Source organism: Methylobacterium sp. AC832 (assembly GCF_979256025.1).
The window spans coordinates 274,458-290,902 of sequence record NZ_CEEDMV010000004.1 but is presented as its reverse complement, the minus strand read 5'-3'; the positions used below and the strand labels follow the sequence as shown (position 1 = coordinate 290,902).

Sequence of the window (16,445 nt, the reverse complement as noted above, 5' to 3'; positions counted from 1 at the left end):
CGCCTCAGGCCGTCAGAGTGCCGTGGCAGTGCTTGTACTTTTTGCCCGAGCCGCAGGGGCAGGGCTCGTTGCGCCCGACGCGGCCCCAGGTCGTGGCGTCGTTCGGGTCACGCTCGATGACCGCCGTGTCCGGGGAGAGCGCCTGCGCGGCATAGCCGTAGGCCGGGCCGCCGCCGCCATCGCTGCCCGTGCCGCGCCCGGCATAATCCATCTCGTTCTCGCCGGTGACGGGATCGAGATGCTGGGCGAACATGGAGGGCAGTTCCGGGCTGGCGAAGGGGTTCGCCCCCTGCGGCTCCTGCTCCTGATAGGTGATCTCTATGCGGGCGAGCTGCTGGGTCACCTGCTCGCGCAGGCTGCCGACGAGACCGTTGAAGAGCTCGAACGCCTCGGACTTGTACTCGTTGAGCGGGTCGCGCTGGGCGAAGCCGCGCCAGCCGATCACCTGACGCAGGTGGTCGAGGGTCACGAGATGCTCGCGCCAGAGATGGTCGAGGGTCTGAAGCAGAACCTGCTTCTCGACATAGGTCATGACCTCGGGCGTGTTCTTCTCGGTGCGGGCGGCATAGGCCTCGTCGGAGGCGGTGCGCAGGCGGTCGCGCATCTCCTCGTCGGCGATGCCCTCTTCCTTGGCCCAATCCTCAACCGGCACGTCGAGGTTCAGCACCTCGGCGACGCGCAGGCGCAGGCCTTCGATGTCCCACTGCTCGGCATAGGCATTCTCGGGCACGTGGATGGCGACGAGATCGTCGACGACGCCGTGGCGCATCTCGTCCACGGTGTCGCGCACGCTGTCCTGGCCCATGAAGTCGCGGCGCTGCTCGAACACGACCTTGCGCTGGTCGTTCATGACGTTGTCGTACTTCAGCACGTTCTTGCGCATGTCGAAGTTGCGCGCCTCGACCTTCTGCTGCGCCTTCTCGATCGCCTTGTTGATCCAGGGATGGATGATCGCCTCCCCCTTCTCAAGGCCGAGGCGGGTGAGCATCCCGTCCATGCGGTCGGAGCCGAAGATCCGCATCAGGTCGTCCTGAAGGGACAGGTAGAATTTCGAGCGGCCGGGATCGCCCTGGCGGCCGGAGCGGCCGCGCAGCTGGTTGTCGATGCGGCGCGATTCGTGGCGCTCGGTGCCGATGATGTAGAGGCCGCCGGGAAGGGCCTTCTTGCGGCCGGCCGCGAGGTCGGCGGGCTCGCCCGAGGCCAGAACCTTGGCGCGGTTCTCCTCGATCTCGGCCTTGATCGCCGCGGCTTTCGCGTCGCGCTCGGCGCCTTCGGGCACGCCCGCGAGTTCCTTCTCGAGACGCATCTCCAAGTTGCCGCCGAGTTTGATGTCGGTGCCGCGCCCGGCCATGTTGGTGGCGATGGTAATGGCGCCCGGCACGCCGGCCTCGGCCACGATATACGCCTCCTGCTCGTGGAAGCGGGCGTTCAGCACGGCGAAGGTCTTGGTCACGCGGCCTTCGCGGGCGGCGGCGTAGACGTCGGTGAGCGCGTTCAGGTCGGAATAGTCGAGCTGGCGGAAGCCGGCCTTGGTCAGCATCTCGGCGAGGTGCTGCGATTTCTCGATGGAGCCGGTGCCGACCAGGATCGGCTGATGGCGCGCATGCGCCTTCTCGATCTCGGCGATGATGCCGTCGTACTTCTCGCCCACCGTCCGGTAGACCTCGTCGTCCTCGTCGACGCGCTCGACCTCCTTGTTGGTCGGGATGTCGACGACTTCGAGCTTGTAGATCTCGGCGAATTCATCGGCCTCGGTGGAGGCGGTGCCGGTCATGCCGGCGAGCTTGGAATAGAGCCGGAAGTAGTTCTGGAAGGTGATCGAGGCGAGCGTTTGGTTCTCGGGCTGGATCGTCACCCGCTCCTTGGCTTCGAGCGCCTGATGCAGGCCTTCCGAGTAGCGTCGGCCCTGCATCATGCGGCCGGTGAACTCGTCGATGATCACCACTTCGTCGTTCTTGACGATGTAGTCCTTGTCCAGGGTGAACAGGGTGTGGGCGCGAAGCGCCTGGTTCACGTGGTGGACGAGGCTGACATTGTGGGCGTCGTAGAGGTCACCCTCCTTCAGCAGGTCGGCGCCGCGAAGCAGATCCTCGATGAACTCGTTGCCGCTCTCGGTGAGCGAGACCGAGCGCTGCTTCTCGTCGAGGTCGTAATGCTCCTTCTCGAGATGGGGCATCAGCGCGTCGACGGAGACGTAGAGCTCCGAGCGGTCGTCCACGGGGCCGGAGATGATGAGCGGCGTGCGTGCCTCGTCGATCAGGATCGAATCGACCTCGTCGACGATCGCGAAATTGTGCCCGCGCTGCGACAGCTGCGAAAGCTCGTACTTCATGTTGTCGCGCAGGTAGTCGAAGCCGAACTCGTTGTTGGTGCCGTAGGTGATGTCGCAGGCATAGGCGTCCCGGCGCTGCTCGTCATCGAGCCCGTGGACGATGGTGCCGACGGTGAGGCCGAGGAAGCGATAGACCCGGCCCATCCACTCCGCATCGCGAGAAGCGAGGTAGTCGTTCACCGTGACCACGTGCACGCCGAGGCCCGACAGGGCGTTCAGGTAGACCGGCAGCGTCGCCACCAGGGTCTTGCCTTCACCGGTGCGCATCTCGGCGATGCCGCTCTCGTGAAGGACCATGCCGCCGATGAGCTGCACGTCGAAATGGCGCTGGCCGAGGGCGCGCTTGGCCCCTTCGCGCACGGTGGCGAAGGCGGGAACGAGGATATCGTCGAGGGTCTTCCCGGCCGCGAGCTCGGCCTTCAGCATGTCCGTCCGGGCACGCAGGGCCTCGTCCGACAGGGCGGAGATCTCCGGCTCCAGGGCATTGATCTCGGCGACGCGGGGGCGATAGCCCTTGACGCGGCGATCGTTGGACGAGCCGAATATCTTCTTAGCGAGGGCGCCGAGCATCGTGAACCTGCGGTCGATCGAAATATCAGAAGGCGTGAGTTGGCCGGGCTTATAGAGGTAAATATTGTACGGCGCATCCGAAAGGGCGGACTGCCTTCAACTCCGAAAGCCGGTGAGCGCGCGGCCGACATGCTCGTCACCGGACGGCAGTCGATCTGCTAAAGCGCCAAAGCGGCTCTTTGGTTCTCGATGATGCGGACCAGAGCCAGGGCCGTGAGCTCCGAGGATTTCGGATTGGCCGGCAGGGCCTGATTCTCGATGCTCATGTCGAGGGTCCCGAAAGCGCCCGTCGCCTGGAGGCGGTGTCCATTGCCGGTGGCGCGGGGATCCGCCACCAGGGCGATCCGCGTCCTGTCGAGGCCGATGCCGGCGAGCGCCGTGATGACCGCAACATTAGCGTTGGCCGGGAACAGCCGGGCTGCCTCCCGCGCCGTCCCTTCGAAGAAGGTCGTGGCCTCCGTCAGGCCATCGAGATCGATCCACTCTTCCGCCGGGGTGCCAATCCAGGCCACGGGCGGCTTGACGATGCGATGCGTCACCGAGTCCAACGGCAGGATCGAGGCCGCAGCGAGGGCGTCGACGGCGGCGAGTGCGCCGGTGGGTACGAGGATCTGGCTTCCATGCGCCTCCGCGGCGGCGACGAGCCTGTCGAGAAGACCGGCCTCGCAGAAGGCGCTGGTCGACGAGACGGCGAAGCTCTCGGCGTGACGGAGCGCCACGAGGCCCCAGGGTTCCACCGCCGCCCGTCCGGCCGCTTCGATCACCATGTCGGGCTCGACCCCGGCCAGGGCAGCCGGTTCGGGTAGCCAGCGGATCCAGGCGGGAAGGTCGGCCTCATCGGGCCTCACTCGCGTCCCGACGCCGGCCAGGACGACGTCGCTGCCCCGAGCGTCGAGAAGGTGCGTCACCCGACGCGCGATGGCTCCCCAGCCCACCAGGGCGATACGAAGCGGCCGACGGCGATCCGGCCGCGCCGCCGAAAGATTGGAGAGTAGAGACAAGGGCCGGTATCCCCACGACTGGCGAAGGCTGACGCGGCTCAACGCCCCGCTGCGCGATCTCAAGAAATCTTCGGCCGCGGGCCTGTCAAGCTTCCTGCCGGCCGCTGGACATACAGGCGTCAGTTGATCTCACAGAAACCCATGCCCGTGCCGACGACGCGCTTGTCGGCGCACCATGTCGCGGCCGTGCGGATCTCCCTCGCCGCCGGCGCGGGGACCGGGAGGACGGGGCGCAAGGTCACGGCTCGTCCCGCTACGGTATCGTTCTCTGGCGCATGTGCACTGGAGCGGACGGGCCGCGACGCGCCGATTCCAGCACCCAGGGCAGCCGATCGGGCGGGAGTGACGGAGGGAGCCGGACGGGAGACCGAAACGGAGCGTCCGCCCTTGAAGCGGGCCTGCGCCGTCGTGATCGGGGCGGACAGGATGAGACAAGCGGTGGTGATGATGACGCTGGTCCGCATGCCGCTCTCCCAGGAAGCCCGGAAAGGATGGCGCATGCGGGCTTAAGACCGCTTTATCGTGATCGGACGGATTCGCCCGAAACCCCACATGCGCTTGTCTTCCGCCCTTGCCCGCGCCACCTCTCGCCCACAGATGCCCGCGGCGTCCTGCCGCTCGCTGTTGCCACGTCTCCAACCTGGCCGGACAGAGCCTCATGGACGTGGCATCCACCTGTTCGAGGAATCCCCATTGATGACGACGCCTCTCCTTCTCCGGCGCTCGGGCGCCCTGGCGCTGGCCGTTGCGCTGCCCTTCGCCTCCGTGGCCCTGCCGCTGCAGGCCCTGGCGCAGACGCCGCCTGCCCCGGCTGCTGCTTCCGCCCCGGCCGCGCCGGCGCTGCCGCCCGAGACGGTTGTGGCCAAGGTGAACGGCTCGCCGGTCACCGCAGGCGATCTCGCCATCGCGGCCGAAGACCCGGCGCTGTCGCTGCCCGGCGTCGACGAGGCCCAGAAGAAGAACCTGCTCATCGATTACATGGTCGACCTCAAGGTCGGCGCGCAGGCCGCCGAGGCGGCCAAGGTCGGCGACTCGCCGGAGTTCCAGCGCAAGCTTGCCTACTTCAAGAGCAAGCTCCTCCTCGACGAATATCTGGAGCGTGAGGCCAAGAAGGCGGTGACGCCGGAGGCCGCCAAGGCGCTCTACGACCAGACCCTCACCACGATGAAGCCCGAGGAAGAGGCGCATGCCCGTCACATCCTCGTCGACAATGAAGAAGAGGCGAAGAAGATCTCGGCCCGGATCAAGGGTGGCGAGGACTTCTCCAAGATCGCAGCGGAAGTCTCGAAGGATCCAGGCTCGAAGACCGAGGGCGGCGATCTCGGCTGGTTCACCAAGGAGCGCATGGTCGCCCCCTTCGCGGAGGCCGCCTTCAAGCTCCCGGTCGGTCAGGTCTCCGACCCGATCAAGACGCAGTTCGGCTGGCACGTGATCAAGGTCGAGGAGCGGCGCACCAAGCCGGTGCCGACCTTCGCCGAGATGAAGGAACAGGTGGACCAGTACCTGACCCGCAAGTCGCAGCAGGACCTCATCCTGAAGCTGCGCGAGAGCGCCAAGATCGAGCGCACCGATGCGGCCACGCCCGCCGCGGCGCCCAAGGCCCCCTGAAGTTCGGCTCCCTGAAGTTCGGCTTCCCGAATCCGGACGGTCTGCGAAAACGAAGAAGGCCTGCCCCGGCACCGGGGCAGGCCTTCTTCTCGTCGATGCAGCGAGGAGGCGTCAGGCGATGTACTGGGCGCCGTTGATCGTCAGGGTCGAGCCGGTGATGAAGCCCGAATCTTCCGCCGCGAGATATTCCACCGCGCGGGCGATCTCCTCGGCCTCGCCGAGGCGGCCCACGGGGATGGTCGAGATGATCTTGTTGCGGATATCTTCCGGCACCGCCATCACCATGTCGGTGGCGATGTAGCCCGGCGCGATCACGTTGACGGTGATGCCCTTCGAGGCGCTTTCCTGGGCCAGCGCCTTGGCGAAGCCGATCACGCCGGCCTTGGCGGCCGAGTAGTTGGTCTGGCCGGCCTGGCCCTTCTGGCCGTTGATCGACGAGATCAGGATGATGCGGCCGAAATTGCGGGCGCGCATGCCCTCGATGACGGGGCGGGTGCAGGTGAACATCGAGTCGAGGTTGGTCTTGATGACCGCCTGCCACTTCTCGAAGGTCATCTTGTGGAACGCGCCGTCGCGGGTGATTCCGGCATTGTTCACGAGGATGTCGATGGGGCCGACTTCGGCTTCGACGGCCTTGATGCCGGCTTCGCAGGCGGCGGCGTCGCCGACGTCGAACTTGAAGACCGGGATGCCGGTCTCGGCCTTGAAGGCGTTGGCGGCCTCGTCGTTGCCGCCGTAATTCGCGGCGACCTTGTAGCCCTTGGCCTTGAGGCCCGCCGAGATGGCGGCACCAATGCCGCGCGTTCCGCCGGTGACGAGGGCGATGCGTTCCTGAGCCATGGCTTCCTCCAATTTTCTTGACGTCTGATGGATCGTGACGTGCAATTTCTTGCACATGAGCGGGACGGCCGGGGCTTAGCGCACCCGTGTCCTTCCGCCCATTCCATTTAAATTTGCTGCGCCCTCAAGAATTCTCCTGGACGATGTCCAAGGTTTTTGTCGGGGGCGCAGCCGTTATACTGTATTCAATCGTGCCGGAACGCTTCAGGTGCGCTCGATGCACATGGCGACGCCCATTCCGCCGCCGATGCAGAGGGTGGCGAGACCCTTCTTGGCGTCGCGACGCTTGAGCTCGTGCAGCAGCGTGACGAGGACGCGGGCGCCGGACGCGCCGATCGGGTGGCCGATGGCGATGGCGCCGCCATTGACGTTCACCTTGTCGGTGTCCCAACCCATGTCCTTGTTCACGGCCAGCGCCTGGGCGGCAAAGGCCTCGTTGGCCTCGATGAGATCGAGGTCGGAGGGCTTCCAGCCGGCCTTGTCCAGCGCCTTGCGCGAGGCCGGGATCGGGCCGGTGCCCATCACCTTCGGGTCGACGCCGGCGGTGGCCCAGGACACGATCCGGGCCAGCGGCGTGATGCCCCGGCGCTCGGCTTCCGAGGCCGACATGAGCACGATGGCGGCAGCGCCGTCGTTGAGGCCGGACGCGTTGGCGGCCGTCACGGTGCCGTCCTTCGAGAAGGCGGGCTTGAGCTTGGCCATCGCCTCCACGGTGGCGCCGTCACGGATGTACTCGTCGGTGTCGACGATGGTGTCGCCCTTGCGCCCGGGGACGGTGACGGGGACGATCTCGTCCTTGAAGCGGCCTTCCTTGCGGGCGGCCTCGGCCTTGTTCTGCGACTTCGTCGCGAACTCGTCCTGCTGCTCGCGGGTGAGCTGGAAGGCCTGGGCCACGTTCTCGGCGGTGGTGCCCATGTGGTAGCCGTTGAAGGCGTCCCAGAGGCCGTCCTTGATCATGGTGTCGACGAGCTTCACGTCGCCCATCTTCTGGCCGCCGCGCAGGTATTGCGCGTGAGGGGAGAGCGACATCGATTCCTGACCGCCGGCCACGATGACCGTCGCGTCGCCATTGGCGATCTGCTGCATGCCGAGGGCGACGGTGCGCAGGCCCGAGCCGCAGACCTGGTTGACGCCCCAGGCGGTGGCCTTCTCGGGGATGCCGGCCTTGATGGCGGCCTGGCGGGCCGGGTTCTGGCCGACGCCGGCGGTGAGGACCTGGCCGAAGATCACTTCGTCCACGTCGTCGGGGGAGACGCCGGCGCGATCCAGGGCGGCCTTGATCGCAATGGCGCCGAGCTCATGGGCCGGAACGGTGTTGAAGGCACCTCCGAACGAACCCACGGCGGTGCGCGCCGCTCCGACGATGACGATGTCTTCCGCTGCCATTGACGTTCTCCTCTGGGTAGCCCGCGCGACGTTGAAGCCCTCCGATGGGCATGCGCACTTAAGGCCAACTGAAGCGATGAAAGCGCTGGGCAAGGTGAAGTCAAGCGCGTGCGGAAGCTCGGCGAGGGAGTCGGCGAGTGACCTGCCGGTCTTTGTTACCGAAGGCGTCGCGCGGAGTGTGGCACTATTCTGCGGGGATCAGGGCCAGATTGCTGTTTTCGTCGGCGGGCGAAAGCCTTAAGGTCCGCTTACGCGCAGTGATAAATGATACCCGGACGGCGCATCGGGCCTCGAAGGGATTGGGCGCTGGAATGAATGTGTCGGGAAAGGCCACGAGGATGGCGGAGAACGGTAAGTCGCAGCAAACCGTTATCAAGAAATACGCGAACCGGCGTCTGTACCATACCGGAACCTCGACCTACGTCACCCTCGAAGACCTCTCGACGATGGTGCAGAACGGGGAGGATTTCCTTGTCTATGACGCCCGTTCCGGCGACGACATCACCCGCTCCGTCCTGACCCAGATCATCTTCGAGCAGGAGAACAAGGCGGGCGAGGACAACCTGCTACCGGTGGCCTTCCTTCGCCAGCTCATCCGCTTCTATGGCGACAGCATGCGGACCATGGTGCCGAGCTTCCTCGAATTCTCCATGGCGAATTTCGCCCGCGACCAGGACGGCCTGCGCGAGAAGATGAACCAGAGCTTCGCCCCCTCGGTGTTCCAGAGCGCCATGGAGGAGCAGGTGCGGGCCAATATGAGCTTCTTCGGCGATGCCATGAAGATGTTCACCACCTTCGGCACGGGGCCGCTCTCCGGCATGAAGACCTCCGCATCGGCGCCGACGCCGACCCAGCCATCGAGCGCGGCTCCCGCGCCCGACAGCGACCTCGACGAGTTGAAGCGGCAGATGGCGGAGATGCGGAACCGTCTGGAAGATCTCGCCAAGAAGTAGCTCGGCGGCGCAAATAACCAATCGCCGATTTCGTTCTGAAGGAATGCTGACGAAACGTTAACGTCGGCCCGCACGTTGCGCTTTTCTGCCCATCACAGGCGGAAAGGCGATAAGTGTCACAGAACGGCACGGGAAAGCGCCCCAAAACGGGACAGTCGGTCCCCGAGGGGGATCGAGAGACGGCGCGGACGCTCGTGGTCGTCGATGGCGGCGAGGCAGTCTCACGCAGGTCGAGCGCTACCTATGGCAGGCCGAACGCCGAGTTTCTGACCCAGCTTCTCATCAGCGGCGACCCGGCCATGCGTGCCTCCCGCACGGAGCGTATGCGCTCCGCCACGGCGCGCTACGCCGAGACGACGCGGATCGGCACGGGCCGGCGTCGCGCCTGACGTATCGGGGCAGGCAACGCAAAAAACCGCCCGAAGGCGGTTTTCGCAAGACAGAGTTTCATGACGTCGTTTCGTCCCGGTCCTTATCGGACCGATGACGGAGCGAAGAATCAGGCCTCGGCCGACTTCACCTTGAGGACCTGGCGACCGCGGTACATGCCGGTCTTCAGATCGATGTGGTGGGGACGACGCAGCTCGCCCGAATCCTTGTCGGCGACATAGGTCGGAGCCTTGAGGGCGTCGGCGGACCGGCGCATGCCGCGCCGCGAGGGGGAGGTCTTTCGCTTCGGAACGGCCATGGGGTAGTCCTGCTACGGCAAAAAGGGTGCACGGGCGCCGCCCCGCGAGGGAAGAGGCAACCTCGGCACCGTGTTCAAACGGAGATTCGATGGCGGGTGTATAGCGATACATCGGCCGTCTGGCTAGAGCCGCCCGAGGTCGGACGTCCGGAAAAAGGAACCGCCGATCCTGCGGGGAGGCTGCCGGTCCGGACTCGCCGGAAGGTTCACCGGTCTGTGAAGTCCCGTTAAGCGCCGGTTCAACCGTCGCACTTCACTTTGCAGATACGGTGACGCCTCGTCGAAGACTGCGCCGCCACATCCCGGGAGATTGCCGTGACTTCATCTCGCATGACCACATCTCTGCTCCGCACTCTGGCCGTGCTCGGCTGCCTCGTGGCGGCTCCCGCCCTTGCCCAAGCACCGAGCCCGTCGACGCCCTCGACGTCCACCCCTCCCACCGTTGCACCGAAGGCTCCGACAGCTCCGGCCGCCCCGGCTAAGCCCACGGCGGACAAGCCCGTCGCTCCCGTCACGCCATCGGCCAAGGTCGATCTCATCGACCTGAACAGCGCCTCGGTGGCGGAACTTGAAGCCCTGCCCGGTATCGGTGCGGCGCGCTCCGCAGCGATCGTCAAGGGCCGGCCCTATCACGGCAAGGACCAACTCGTGTCGAAGAAGATCCTCACACAGGGCGTCTATGACGGGATCAAGGACAAGGTCATCGCCAAGCAGAAGTAGCCGCCCGGCTCGATGACCCGGCGCTCGTCCGGCGCCGGGTTGTTCGCGGGCAGGCGCGGTGTTACGCGGCCGGGGTAGCGATTGCCCCGCCAGAAGACACAGAACCGATGCCTCCTCAGCCCATCATCCGCGTCCATCGCGGCGATCTCCCGGCCGATTACGTGCCGGGCGCGGCCATCGCCATCGATACCGAGACGTTGGGTCTCAATCCGCATCGTGATCGGCTCTGCGTCGTCCAGATCTCGCGCGGCGACGGCAGTGCCGATGTCGTGCAGATCGTGCCTGGCTCGAGCCCGCCCGAAATACTCAAGCGCGTGCTGGCCGATCCGGCTGTGACGAAGATCTTCCATTTCGCCCGGTTCGACCTCGCCGTGCTGTTCAGGGCCTTCGGCGTGATGCCGGCCCCCGTCTACTGCACCAAGGTCGCCTCCAAGCTCGCCCGCACCTATACCGACCGGCACGGCCTCAAGGACGTGGTCCGCGAACTCGTGGGCGTCGACCTGTCGAAGCAGCAGCAATCCTCGGATTGGGGCGCCGAGTCCCTGAGCCAGGCGCAGGTGGAGTATGCGGCCTCCGATGTGCTGCATCTGCATGCGGCGCGTGCCCGCCTCGATGCGATGCTCGCCCGCGAAGGGCGCACGGATCTCGCGCGGAACTGTTTCGACTTCCTGCCGACCCGCTCCCTCCTCGATCTCGAAGGCTGGGCCGAGACCGACATCTTCGCCCACACCTGATCGGGCACGCGCATGCCGCAGGAGAGTGTGCAGGGGACGGTGCGGCGGCGCACATCGATCGTGCCCCTGCGACCCCGTGCGGTTGATGATTCCTCAATGCTCCGCCCATAACGTTGTTGCACGGCCACAACTTCGCCATCGGCCGCGCGCATCCGGCGCTCGACATGGTTGACGCTGGCACGCACGGCTCAGCACATGATTGACGGGATGTGGCATGTTGCAGGGTGCAACGTGCCGGTGTCTCATCGGATCGGTCAGGCGAAGCGGCTCGGATCATCACCATGCACGGGGTCGACGCCATCCACGCGACGGGGACGACGGGATCGGGAGCCGATGCGCGCCGCAACCGCGCTCATAAGCGGGCTCGCAACCACAGTACGCAGGTTCGCTACCTGCGCCGCCTCATTCCTCTCTCTGCCGGTGCGGCGATTCTCGCCCTCGTCGTGGGGACGCTGTTCAACCCCTTCGGCACCGTCCTGCCGGCCGTCACCATGGGGCAGGTCACCCTGTCGGGCACCAAGGTCAAGATGGAGAACCCGCGTCTGTCCGGTTTCCGGAAGGACGATCGGGGCTACGAGGTCATCGCTACGGCCGCCTTCCAGGACGTGCGCAAGCCGACCCTGATCGAACTGCAGGCGATGAAAGGCCATCTCGTCACCGACGATTCCGGCGGGCTCGCCCATATGGAAGCCGCCTCGGGCCTGTTCGATTCGGCACGCGAGACCCTGGTTCTCGAACGCGATATCAAGCTCTGGACCGACAAGGGCGAGGATATCCGTCTCCTCACTGCCGCCATCGATTTCAAGGCCGGGACGGTGAAGTCCGACCAGGCCGTCGCTGTGACGCTTCCCACCGGGACGGTGGCCTCCGACGGCCTCGACATGGTCGATAACGGCCGCGTCATCTCCTTCATCGGCAACGTCCACACGGTGTTCCACGGATCGGACAAGGCCGAGGGCGCCGGCTCCGAGAGCAAGCCAGACGTGAAATCGCCGCGCATCCTCACCTCCGCCGCCGAACCGCAGGATGGGGAGGCACGCCGGTGAACCGTTCCACGCTGGTCTCCACCCTCGCCCTCTGCGGCCTCCTCGCGGCGGGGAATGTAGTGGCGCAGATTCCATCCGGCACGTCTCCGGCGCCTGCTGCGAAGGCGAACAAGCCGACCGCTCCCGGGAGCACCTTCGGCGCGAGCGGCGGCAAGGACCCCGTGAAGATCGACGCGGACCGGCTCGACGTGTTCGACCGGGAGAACAAGGCGATCTTCGCCGGCAATGTCGTGGCCGTGCAGGGCGACAGCACCATTCGCTGCTCGACGATGACGGTGCATTACAAGCGCGGCAAGGATGCCAAGCCCGGGGCACCCGCGCCCGCCACCGACGGCGCCAAATCCCCAGCCGGCATGGCCGAAAACGGCATCCAGAAGGTGGAATGTGCCGGCCCCGTCACCGTGGTGCAGAACGATCAGGTCGCCACCGGAGACAATGCCGTATTCGACCAAGAGGCCAAGCGCATCGTGCTCACCGGCAATGTCGTGCTGAGCCAGTGCCAGAACGTTACCCGCGGCAGTCGCCTCGTCTACGACATGAATACCGGCCGGGCGAACATGGATCCGGTGGCCGGCGGCCGCGTATCCGCGATGTTCGTGCCACAGAAGGAGGAAGCCGCCAAGGGCGGGGCCAAGGGCTGCGCCCAGCCGGCGAGCGCTGCGGGCAAGCCAGCACCCAAGCCTTCCGAAGCCAGCGCGGACAAGCCTGCCGCGAAACCGAGAGCGCAGGCCAATTGACCTCCGCTCTGCCGCTGGCCTCGGTGCCAGACCCGATCAGCCCGCGAATCGCCGGGTCCGTCTCAGACGGAGCCGGGCGTGCGCCGTCGCTCCTGTCGCGCCTCTTCGGCCGCGGTAAGGGACGGCCGGCGGCCGGGGAGACGGGCCTGTCCGGGAATGGCGGCGGTCCGGGCATCCTCCACGTCGAGGGCCTCCGCAAAAGCTATGGCGCGCGTACCGTGGTCCACGAGGCTGGGCTGACCGTGCGCAACGGAGAGGCCGTGGGCCTGCTCGGCCCCAATGGCGCGGGCAAGACCACGATCTTCTACATGATCACCGGACTGGTCTCGGCCGATCGCGGCTCGATCAGTCTCGACGGCCTGCCGATCACCCACCTGCCGATGTATCAGCGGGCCCGTCTCGGCATCGGCTACCTGCCGCAGGAAGCGTCGATCTTTCGCGGCCTGTCGGTGGAGGACAATATCCGCGCGGTGCTCGAAGTGGTGGAGCCGAACCGCAAGGAGCGCGAGCGCAAGCTCGATTCGCTGCTCGAGGAATTCGACATCGCGCGCCTGCGCAAATCACCCTCGATCGCGCTTTCGGGCGGGGAGCGCCGCCGTTGCGAGATCGCCCGCGCGCTGGCGACCTCTCCGAGCTTCATGCTCCTCGACGAGCCCTTCGCCGGCATCGACCCCATCGCGGTGGGCGACATCCAGGATCTGGTGAAGCACCTGAAGCAGCGCGGGATCGGCGTTCTCATCACCGACCATAACGTGCGCGAGACGCTGGGCCTCATCGACCGCGCCTATATCGCCCATTCCGGCCGCATCCTCACCGAGGGTACGCCGGCCGAGATCGTTGCCAATGAGGATGCACGGCGTCTCTATCTCGGCGAGGATTTCCGCCTTTAGGTCCTCGCTGGCTAGTAGGGTCCAAGGACCGCGAAGCTTCGCGCGACTCGCACGACCTGATTCATTCCAGATGTGACATGCGGTGAGACGAAACGACCGCGATGCTGCGTTGCCGCCTCGCGGATGGCCCGAGGCAACGGATGCCTCCCGGCCTCAGCCGGTACCCTTCCACCCACTGCCTATTTTGTCGCCAAACTTCATGCCTTCTCTGGAGTGCATGCGTTTTGTGCATGTTGTTTCAGCGAGCCGGCAATGTCGCTCGCGAGGCGATGGCTTTTTGACGTGGAATATCAGAGCGTTGGGTTTGGCCGGGCCGGACAGAGGATGCTCTGAGTCATCCGCTTCGATGTTGCGCTGCGGCAAGTCCAAGGGAATCACGCACTTCGCGCTTTGACGGCAGGGCGAGATGGCGATAGACATATGCGAAGAGAAAAAGAAGCAATATTCATGCCGAGTGGCGTAGGGGTTCTGTGCCTGCTCTCGGCTGGGCTCACCTGAAGGCGTCGGGGCAACACCATGAGTTTGCTGCAGCGACTGGAAATGCGTCAGGGCCAAGCCCTGGTGATGACGCCACAGCTTCTCCAGGCGATCAAGCTTCTTCAGCTCTCCCAGATCGACCTCGCCACCTATGTCGACGCCGAACTCGAGCGAAACCCGCTGTTGGAGCGCGTCGAAGGCGATGCGGACGGTGAGCGCGTAGGCACGGAGCCGGCCGTGGACGCCTTGGGCGACGGGGAGGGGGATTTCGATTCGTCCGAGCCGGACAACTGGATGGCGACCGAGCTCACCGCCAGCGGTGCCGAGATGGAGAGCGTCCTCGACACCCGCCTCGACAACGTCTTTTCCGACGAGAATCCCAGCCATGCCCGCGAGGCCGCGTCCGGCGACATGCTGTCTCTGACACCTGCGCCCTACGGCAATACCGGCGGCAGCTTCGATGGAGAGGCGCCGGATTTCGAGGCGACCCTGACCTCGGAAGTCTCTCTCCGCGAGCATCTCAGCGCGCAGCTCGATCTCGCTACGCGCGACCCGGGCGACCGGCTGATCGCCGGCTTCCTCATCGATGCGGTGGACGATGCCGGCTACATGCGCGAATCCATCGACGAGGTGGCCGAGCGCCTCGGCGCCAGCCTCGATTCGGTGGCGCGGATGCTGAAGCTGATCCAGACCTTCGATCCGCCGGGCATCGCTGCCCGCGATCTCGCCGAATGCCTGAGCCTGCAGCTGCGCGAACGGGACCGGTTCGATCCGGCGATGCAGGCGCTGGTCTCCCGCCTCGACCTCGTGGCCAAGCGCGATTTTCCGAGCCTGCGCCGTCTCTGCGGCGTCGACGACGAGGACCTCGTGGACATGCTGGCCGAGCTCCGCCGTCTCGATCCCAAGCCCGGCCGGGCCTTCGGCTCGCGCGCCGTGGAGGTTCTTATCCCCGACGTGTTCGTGCGGGCTGCCTCCGACGGGTCCTGGCTCGTGGAACTCAACGCCGAGGCGCTGCCCCGCGTGCTGGTGAACCAGAGCTACTATGCCCGCGTCTCGCGCGGCGCGTCGGCCGAGGGCGACAAGGCGTTCCTGTCCGAATGCCTGCAGACCGCCAACTGGCTCACCCGAAGCCTGGAGCAGCGGGCGCGGACCATCCTCAAGGTCGCCTCCGAGATCGTGCGCCAGCAGGATGCGTTCTTCGTCAACGGGGTGGCCCATCTGCGGCCCCTCAACCTCAAGACCGTCGCCGAGGCCATCGGCATGCATGAATCCACCGTCTCGCGGGTCACCTCCAACAAGTCGATCGGCACCAGCCGCGGCACGCTGGAGATGAAGTACTTCTTCACCGCCGCCATTCCGGGGGCCGCGGGCACGGCCTCGCATTCCTCCGAAGCCGTGCGCCACCGGATCAAGCAGCTCGTGGACGGCGAGGCGGCCGGCGACGTGCTCTCGGATGACGCGCTGGTGCAGAAGCTCCGCGACGAGGGCATCGACATCGCCCGGCGCACGGTGGCGAAATACCGGGAATCGTTGCGTATCCCGTCCTCGATCGAGCGTCGCCGCGAGCATTTCGCCTACGCCCGCTGAGGCGCGGTCCGTGAAGCGCGGAGCCGATCCCGCAACCGTGTGCGGCGCACCCCGCGGAGCCGGCTTTCCATTCCGTTGACTTCTCTCCCCGACGCTCCTTTACTCACCTGCCGAACGTCGAAAAACCGGAGGATACATGGGGTCATTGCGTGTCACAGGCCATGGCCTGGACCTTGGCGAAGCCCTTCGCGGGCGCGTCGAAGAGCGAATGGCCGGGACCTTGTCGAAGTATCTCGACAGCCACATGAACGGCACCTGCTCCGGCCATGTGACGCTTCGACGGGACGGCACGGCCTACCGCACGGATTGCGTGCTCCACCTCGTTTCCGGTCTCACCCTCGAAGCCTCGGGCGCCTCGCATGACCCGCATTCGAGTTTCGAGCAGACCGCCGACAAGCTCGAGAAGCGACTGAAGCGCTACAAGCACCGCCTCAAGGATCATGGCGCTGCCCTGCATGAGGGAGCGACGGTCCAGGCGGCCTATGCGGTGTTCCAATCGCCGAGCGAGCTGGATGGGGACGACCTCGAGGACGAGGCGGATCAGGAAGACGAGGCGCATCCTCCCGTGGTGGCCGAGAGCACCAAGACGCTGAAGCGTCATTCGGTGAGCGAGGCAGTGACGGCCCTCGACCTCACCGGTGCCCCGGTGATCGTGTTCGTTCATGCTGGCACCGGACGGATCAACGTCGTATACCGCCGCAGTGACGGAGCGATCGGATGGGTGGACCCACCCGATGCGGCGTCCTGATCGATCGGCCCGGAGCGGAGATTCTTCTTCGGAGAAAGCCGATCCGTGACGAGAGGCCGAATGGCCGTCCGGGATGCGTGATCCCGGCTGGCTATCCGGCCTAAGGGCCGTTAGTCGACCATCGGCCG

At 66.0% G+C, this 16,445-nt stretch carries 16 protein-coding genes; 10 read left to right on the top strand and 6 right to left on the bottom strand.

Annotation, left to right across the window (positions count from 1 at the left end; genetic code table 11):
• Positions 1 to 4 precede the first annotated feature (4 nt).
• The 3 genes from secA to AC0IXR_RS15960 form a co-directional block, all read right to left on the bottom strand.
• Entirely contained in the window at positions 5 to 2,902 is a 2,898-nt protein-coding gene (gene secA, locus AC0IXR_RS15970) for a preprotein translocase subunit SecA (RefSeq protein WP_056422778.1), read from the bottom strand.
• Between the two features lie 158 nt (positions 2,903 to 3,060).
• Entirely contained in the window at positions 3,061 to 3,903 is an 843-nt protein-coding gene (locus AC0IXR_RS15965; RefSeq protein ID WP_056422775.1) for an aspartate dehydrogenase, read from the bottom strand.
• Positions 3,904 to 4,022: 119 nt separating this feature from the next.
• Positions 4,023 to 4,367 carry a hypothetical protein gene (locus tag AC0IXR_RS15960; protein ID WP_471761425.1) on the bottom strand — a complete coding sequence of 115 codons (345 nt, stop codon included), beginning with the start codon at positions 4,365 to 4,367 and terminating at the stop codon, positions 4,023 to 4,025.
• Between the two features lie 232 nt (positions 4,368 to 4,599).
• Here AC0IXR_RS15960 and AC0IXR_RS15955 point away from each other — a divergent pair, with 232 nt between their 5' ends.
• Complete coding sequence (locus tag AC0IXR_RS15955; protein ID WP_311275605.1) at positions 4,600 to 5,511, top strand: peptidylprolyl isomerase; 912 nt, start codon at positions 4,600 to 4,602, stop codon at positions 5,509 to 5,511.
• A gap of 111 nt (positions 5,512 to 5,622) precedes the next feature.
• Here AC0IXR_RS15955 and phbB read toward each other — a convergent pair whose 3' ends face one another.
• Positions 5,623 to 6,351 (bottom strand): acetoacetyl-CoA reductase, encoded by a 729-nt coding sequence (gene phbB, locus AC0IXR_RS15950; protein WP_056422767.1) that lies wholly within the window; start codon positions 6,349 to 6,351, stop codon positions 5,623 to 5,625.
• A gap of 204 nt (positions 6,352 to 6,555) precedes the next feature.
• Entirely contained in the window at positions 6,556 to 7,737 is a 1,182-nt protein-coding gene (locus AC0IXR_RS15945) for an acetyl-CoA C-acetyltransferase (protein WP_471761423.1), read from the bottom strand.
• A 338-nt stretch (positions 7,738 to 8,075) separates the two neighbouring features.
• Between AC0IXR_RS15945 and phaR the strand changes: the two genes are divergently transcribed.
• Complete coding sequence (phaR, locus tag AC0IXR_RS15940) at positions 8,076 to 8,690, top strand: polyhydroxyalkanoate synthesis repressor PhaR (RefSeq protein WP_056423315.1); 615 nt, start codon at positions 8,076 to 8,078, stop codon at positions 8,688 to 8,690.
• Positions 8,691 to 8,803: 113 nt separating this feature from the next.
• Positions 8,804 to 9,079 carry a hypothetical protein gene (locus tag AC0IXR_RS15935; RefSeq protein ID WP_056422760.1) on the top strand — a complete coding sequence of 92 codons (276 nt, stop codon included), beginning with the start codon at positions 8,804 to 8,806 and terminating at the stop codon, positions 9,077 to 9,079.
• 110 nt (positions 9,080 to 9,189) lie between these two features.
• On the opposite strand, the gene rpmF is transcribed toward AC0IXR_RS15935, so the two are convergent.
• Positions 9,190 to 9,378 (bottom strand): 50S ribosomal protein L32, encoded by a 189-nt coding sequence (rpmF, locus tag AC0IXR_RS15930; RefSeq protein ID WP_018046018.1) that lies wholly within the window; start codon positions 9,376 to 9,378, stop codon positions 9,190 to 9,192.
• Positions 9,379 to 9,708: 330 nt separating this feature from the next.
• Here rpmF and AC0IXR_RS15925 point away from each other — a divergent pair, with 330 nt between their 5' ends.
• The 7 genes from AC0IXR_RS15925 to hpf all read left to right on the top strand — a co-directional run bounded on the left by AC0IXR_RS15925 (position 9,709) and on the right by hpf (position 16,317).
• Entirely contained in the window at positions 9,709 to 10,098 is a 390-nt protein-coding gene (locus AC0IXR_RS15925; RefSeq protein WP_056422757.1) for a ComEA family DNA-binding protein, read from the top strand.
• A 107-nt stretch (positions 10,099 to 10,205) separates the two neighbouring features.
• On the top strand, positions 10,206 to 10,832 hold the full coding sequence (locus AC0IXR_RS15920) for a ribonuclease D (protein ID WP_056422754.1): 627 nt from the start codon (positions 10,206 to 10,208) through the stop codon (positions 10,830 to 10,832).
• Between the two features lie 281 nt (positions 10,833 to 11,113).
• Positions 11,114 to 11,878 (top strand): LPS export ABC transporter periplasmic protein LptC, encoded by a 765-nt coding sequence (gene lptC / locus AC0IXR_RS15915; protein WP_471761422.1) that lies wholly within the window; start codon positions 11,114 to 11,116, stop codon positions 11,876 to 11,878.
• Complete coding sequence (locus tag AC0IXR_RS15910) at positions 11,875 to 12,615, top strand: LptA/OstA family protein (protein WP_311275602.1); 741 nt, start codon at positions 11,875 to 11,877, stop codon at positions 12,613 to 12,615. The genes lptC and AC0IXR_RS15910 overlap by 4 nt, the downstream gene beginning before the upstream one ends.
• 35 nt (positions 12,616 to 12,650) lie before the next feature.
• Positions 12,651 to 13,505, top strand: coding sequence for an LPS export ABC transporter ATP-binding protein (gene lptB / locus AC0IXR_RS15905; RefSeq protein ID WP_156467647.1), 855 nt, complete (start codon positions 12,651 to 12,653; stop codon positions 13,503 to 13,505).
• 516 nt (positions 13,506 to 14,021) lie between these two features.
• Entirely contained in the window at positions 14,022 to 15,569 is a 1,548-nt protein-coding gene (rpoN, locus tag AC0IXR_RS15900) for an RNA polymerase factor sigma-54 (RefSeq protein ID WP_471761421.1), read from the top strand.
• Between the two features lie 136 nt (positions 15,570 to 15,705).
• The gene (gene hpf, locus AC0IXR_RS15895; RefSeq protein WP_056422745.1) at positions 15,706 to 16,317 is read left to right on the top strand and encodes a ribosome hibernation-promoting factor, HPF/YfiA family; all 612 of its coding nucleotides are present in this window, start codon (positions 15,706 to 15,708) and stop codon (positions 16,315 to 16,317) included.
• Positions 16,318 to 16,445 lie beyond the last annotated feature (128 nt).

Bases quoted from the DNA above. Each gene is read 5' to 3' on its own strand.
- phbB (WP_056422767.1), bottom strand. From the start codon at position 6,351: ATGGCTCAGGAACGCATCGCCCTCGTCACCGGCGGAACGCGCGGCATT.
- AC0IXR_RS15955 (WP_311275605.1), top strand. From the start codon at position 4,600: ATGACGACGCCTCTCCTTCTCCGGCGCTCGGGCGCCCTGGCGCTGGCC.
- lptC (WP_471761422.1), top strand. From the start codon at position 11,114: ATGCACGGGGTCGACGCCATCCACGCGACGGGGACGACGGGATCGGGA.
- AC0IXR_RS15960 (WP_471761425.1), bottom strand. From the start codon at position 4,367: ATGCGGACCAGCGTCATCATCACCACCGCTTGTCTCATCCTGTCCGCC.
- AC0IXR_RS15925 (WP_056422757.1), top strand. From the start codon at position 9,709: ATGACCACATCTCTGCTCCGCACTCTGGCCGTGCTCGGCTGCCTCGTG.
- hpf (WP_056422745.1), top strand. From the start codon at position 15,706: ATGGGGTCATTGCGTGTCACAGGCCATGGCCTGGACCTTGGCGAAGCC.
- secA (WP_056422778.1), bottom strand. From the start codon at position 2,902: ATGCTCGGCGCCCTCGCTAAGAAGATATTCGGCTCGTCCAACGATCGC.
- phaR (WP_056423315.1), top strand. From the start codon at position 8,076: ATGGCGGAGAACGGTAAGTCGCAGCAAACCGTTATCAAGAAATACGCG.
- AC0IXR_RS15945 (WP_471761423.1), bottom strand. From the start codon at position 7,737: ATGGCAGCGGAAGACATCGTCATCGTCGGAGCGGCGCGCACCGCCGTG.
- AC0IXR_RS15920 (WP_056422754.1), top strand. From the start codon at position 10,206: ATGCCTCCTCAGCCCATCATCCGCGTCCATCGCGGCGATCTCCCGGCC.
- rpoN (WP_471761421.1), top strand. From the start codon at position 14,022: ATGAGTTTGCTGCAGCGACTGGAAATGCGTCAGGGCCAAGCCCTGGTG.
- rpmF (WP_018046018.1), bottom strand. From the start codon at position 9,378: ATGGCCGTTCCGAAGCGAAAGACCTCCCCCTCGCGGCGCGGCATGCGC.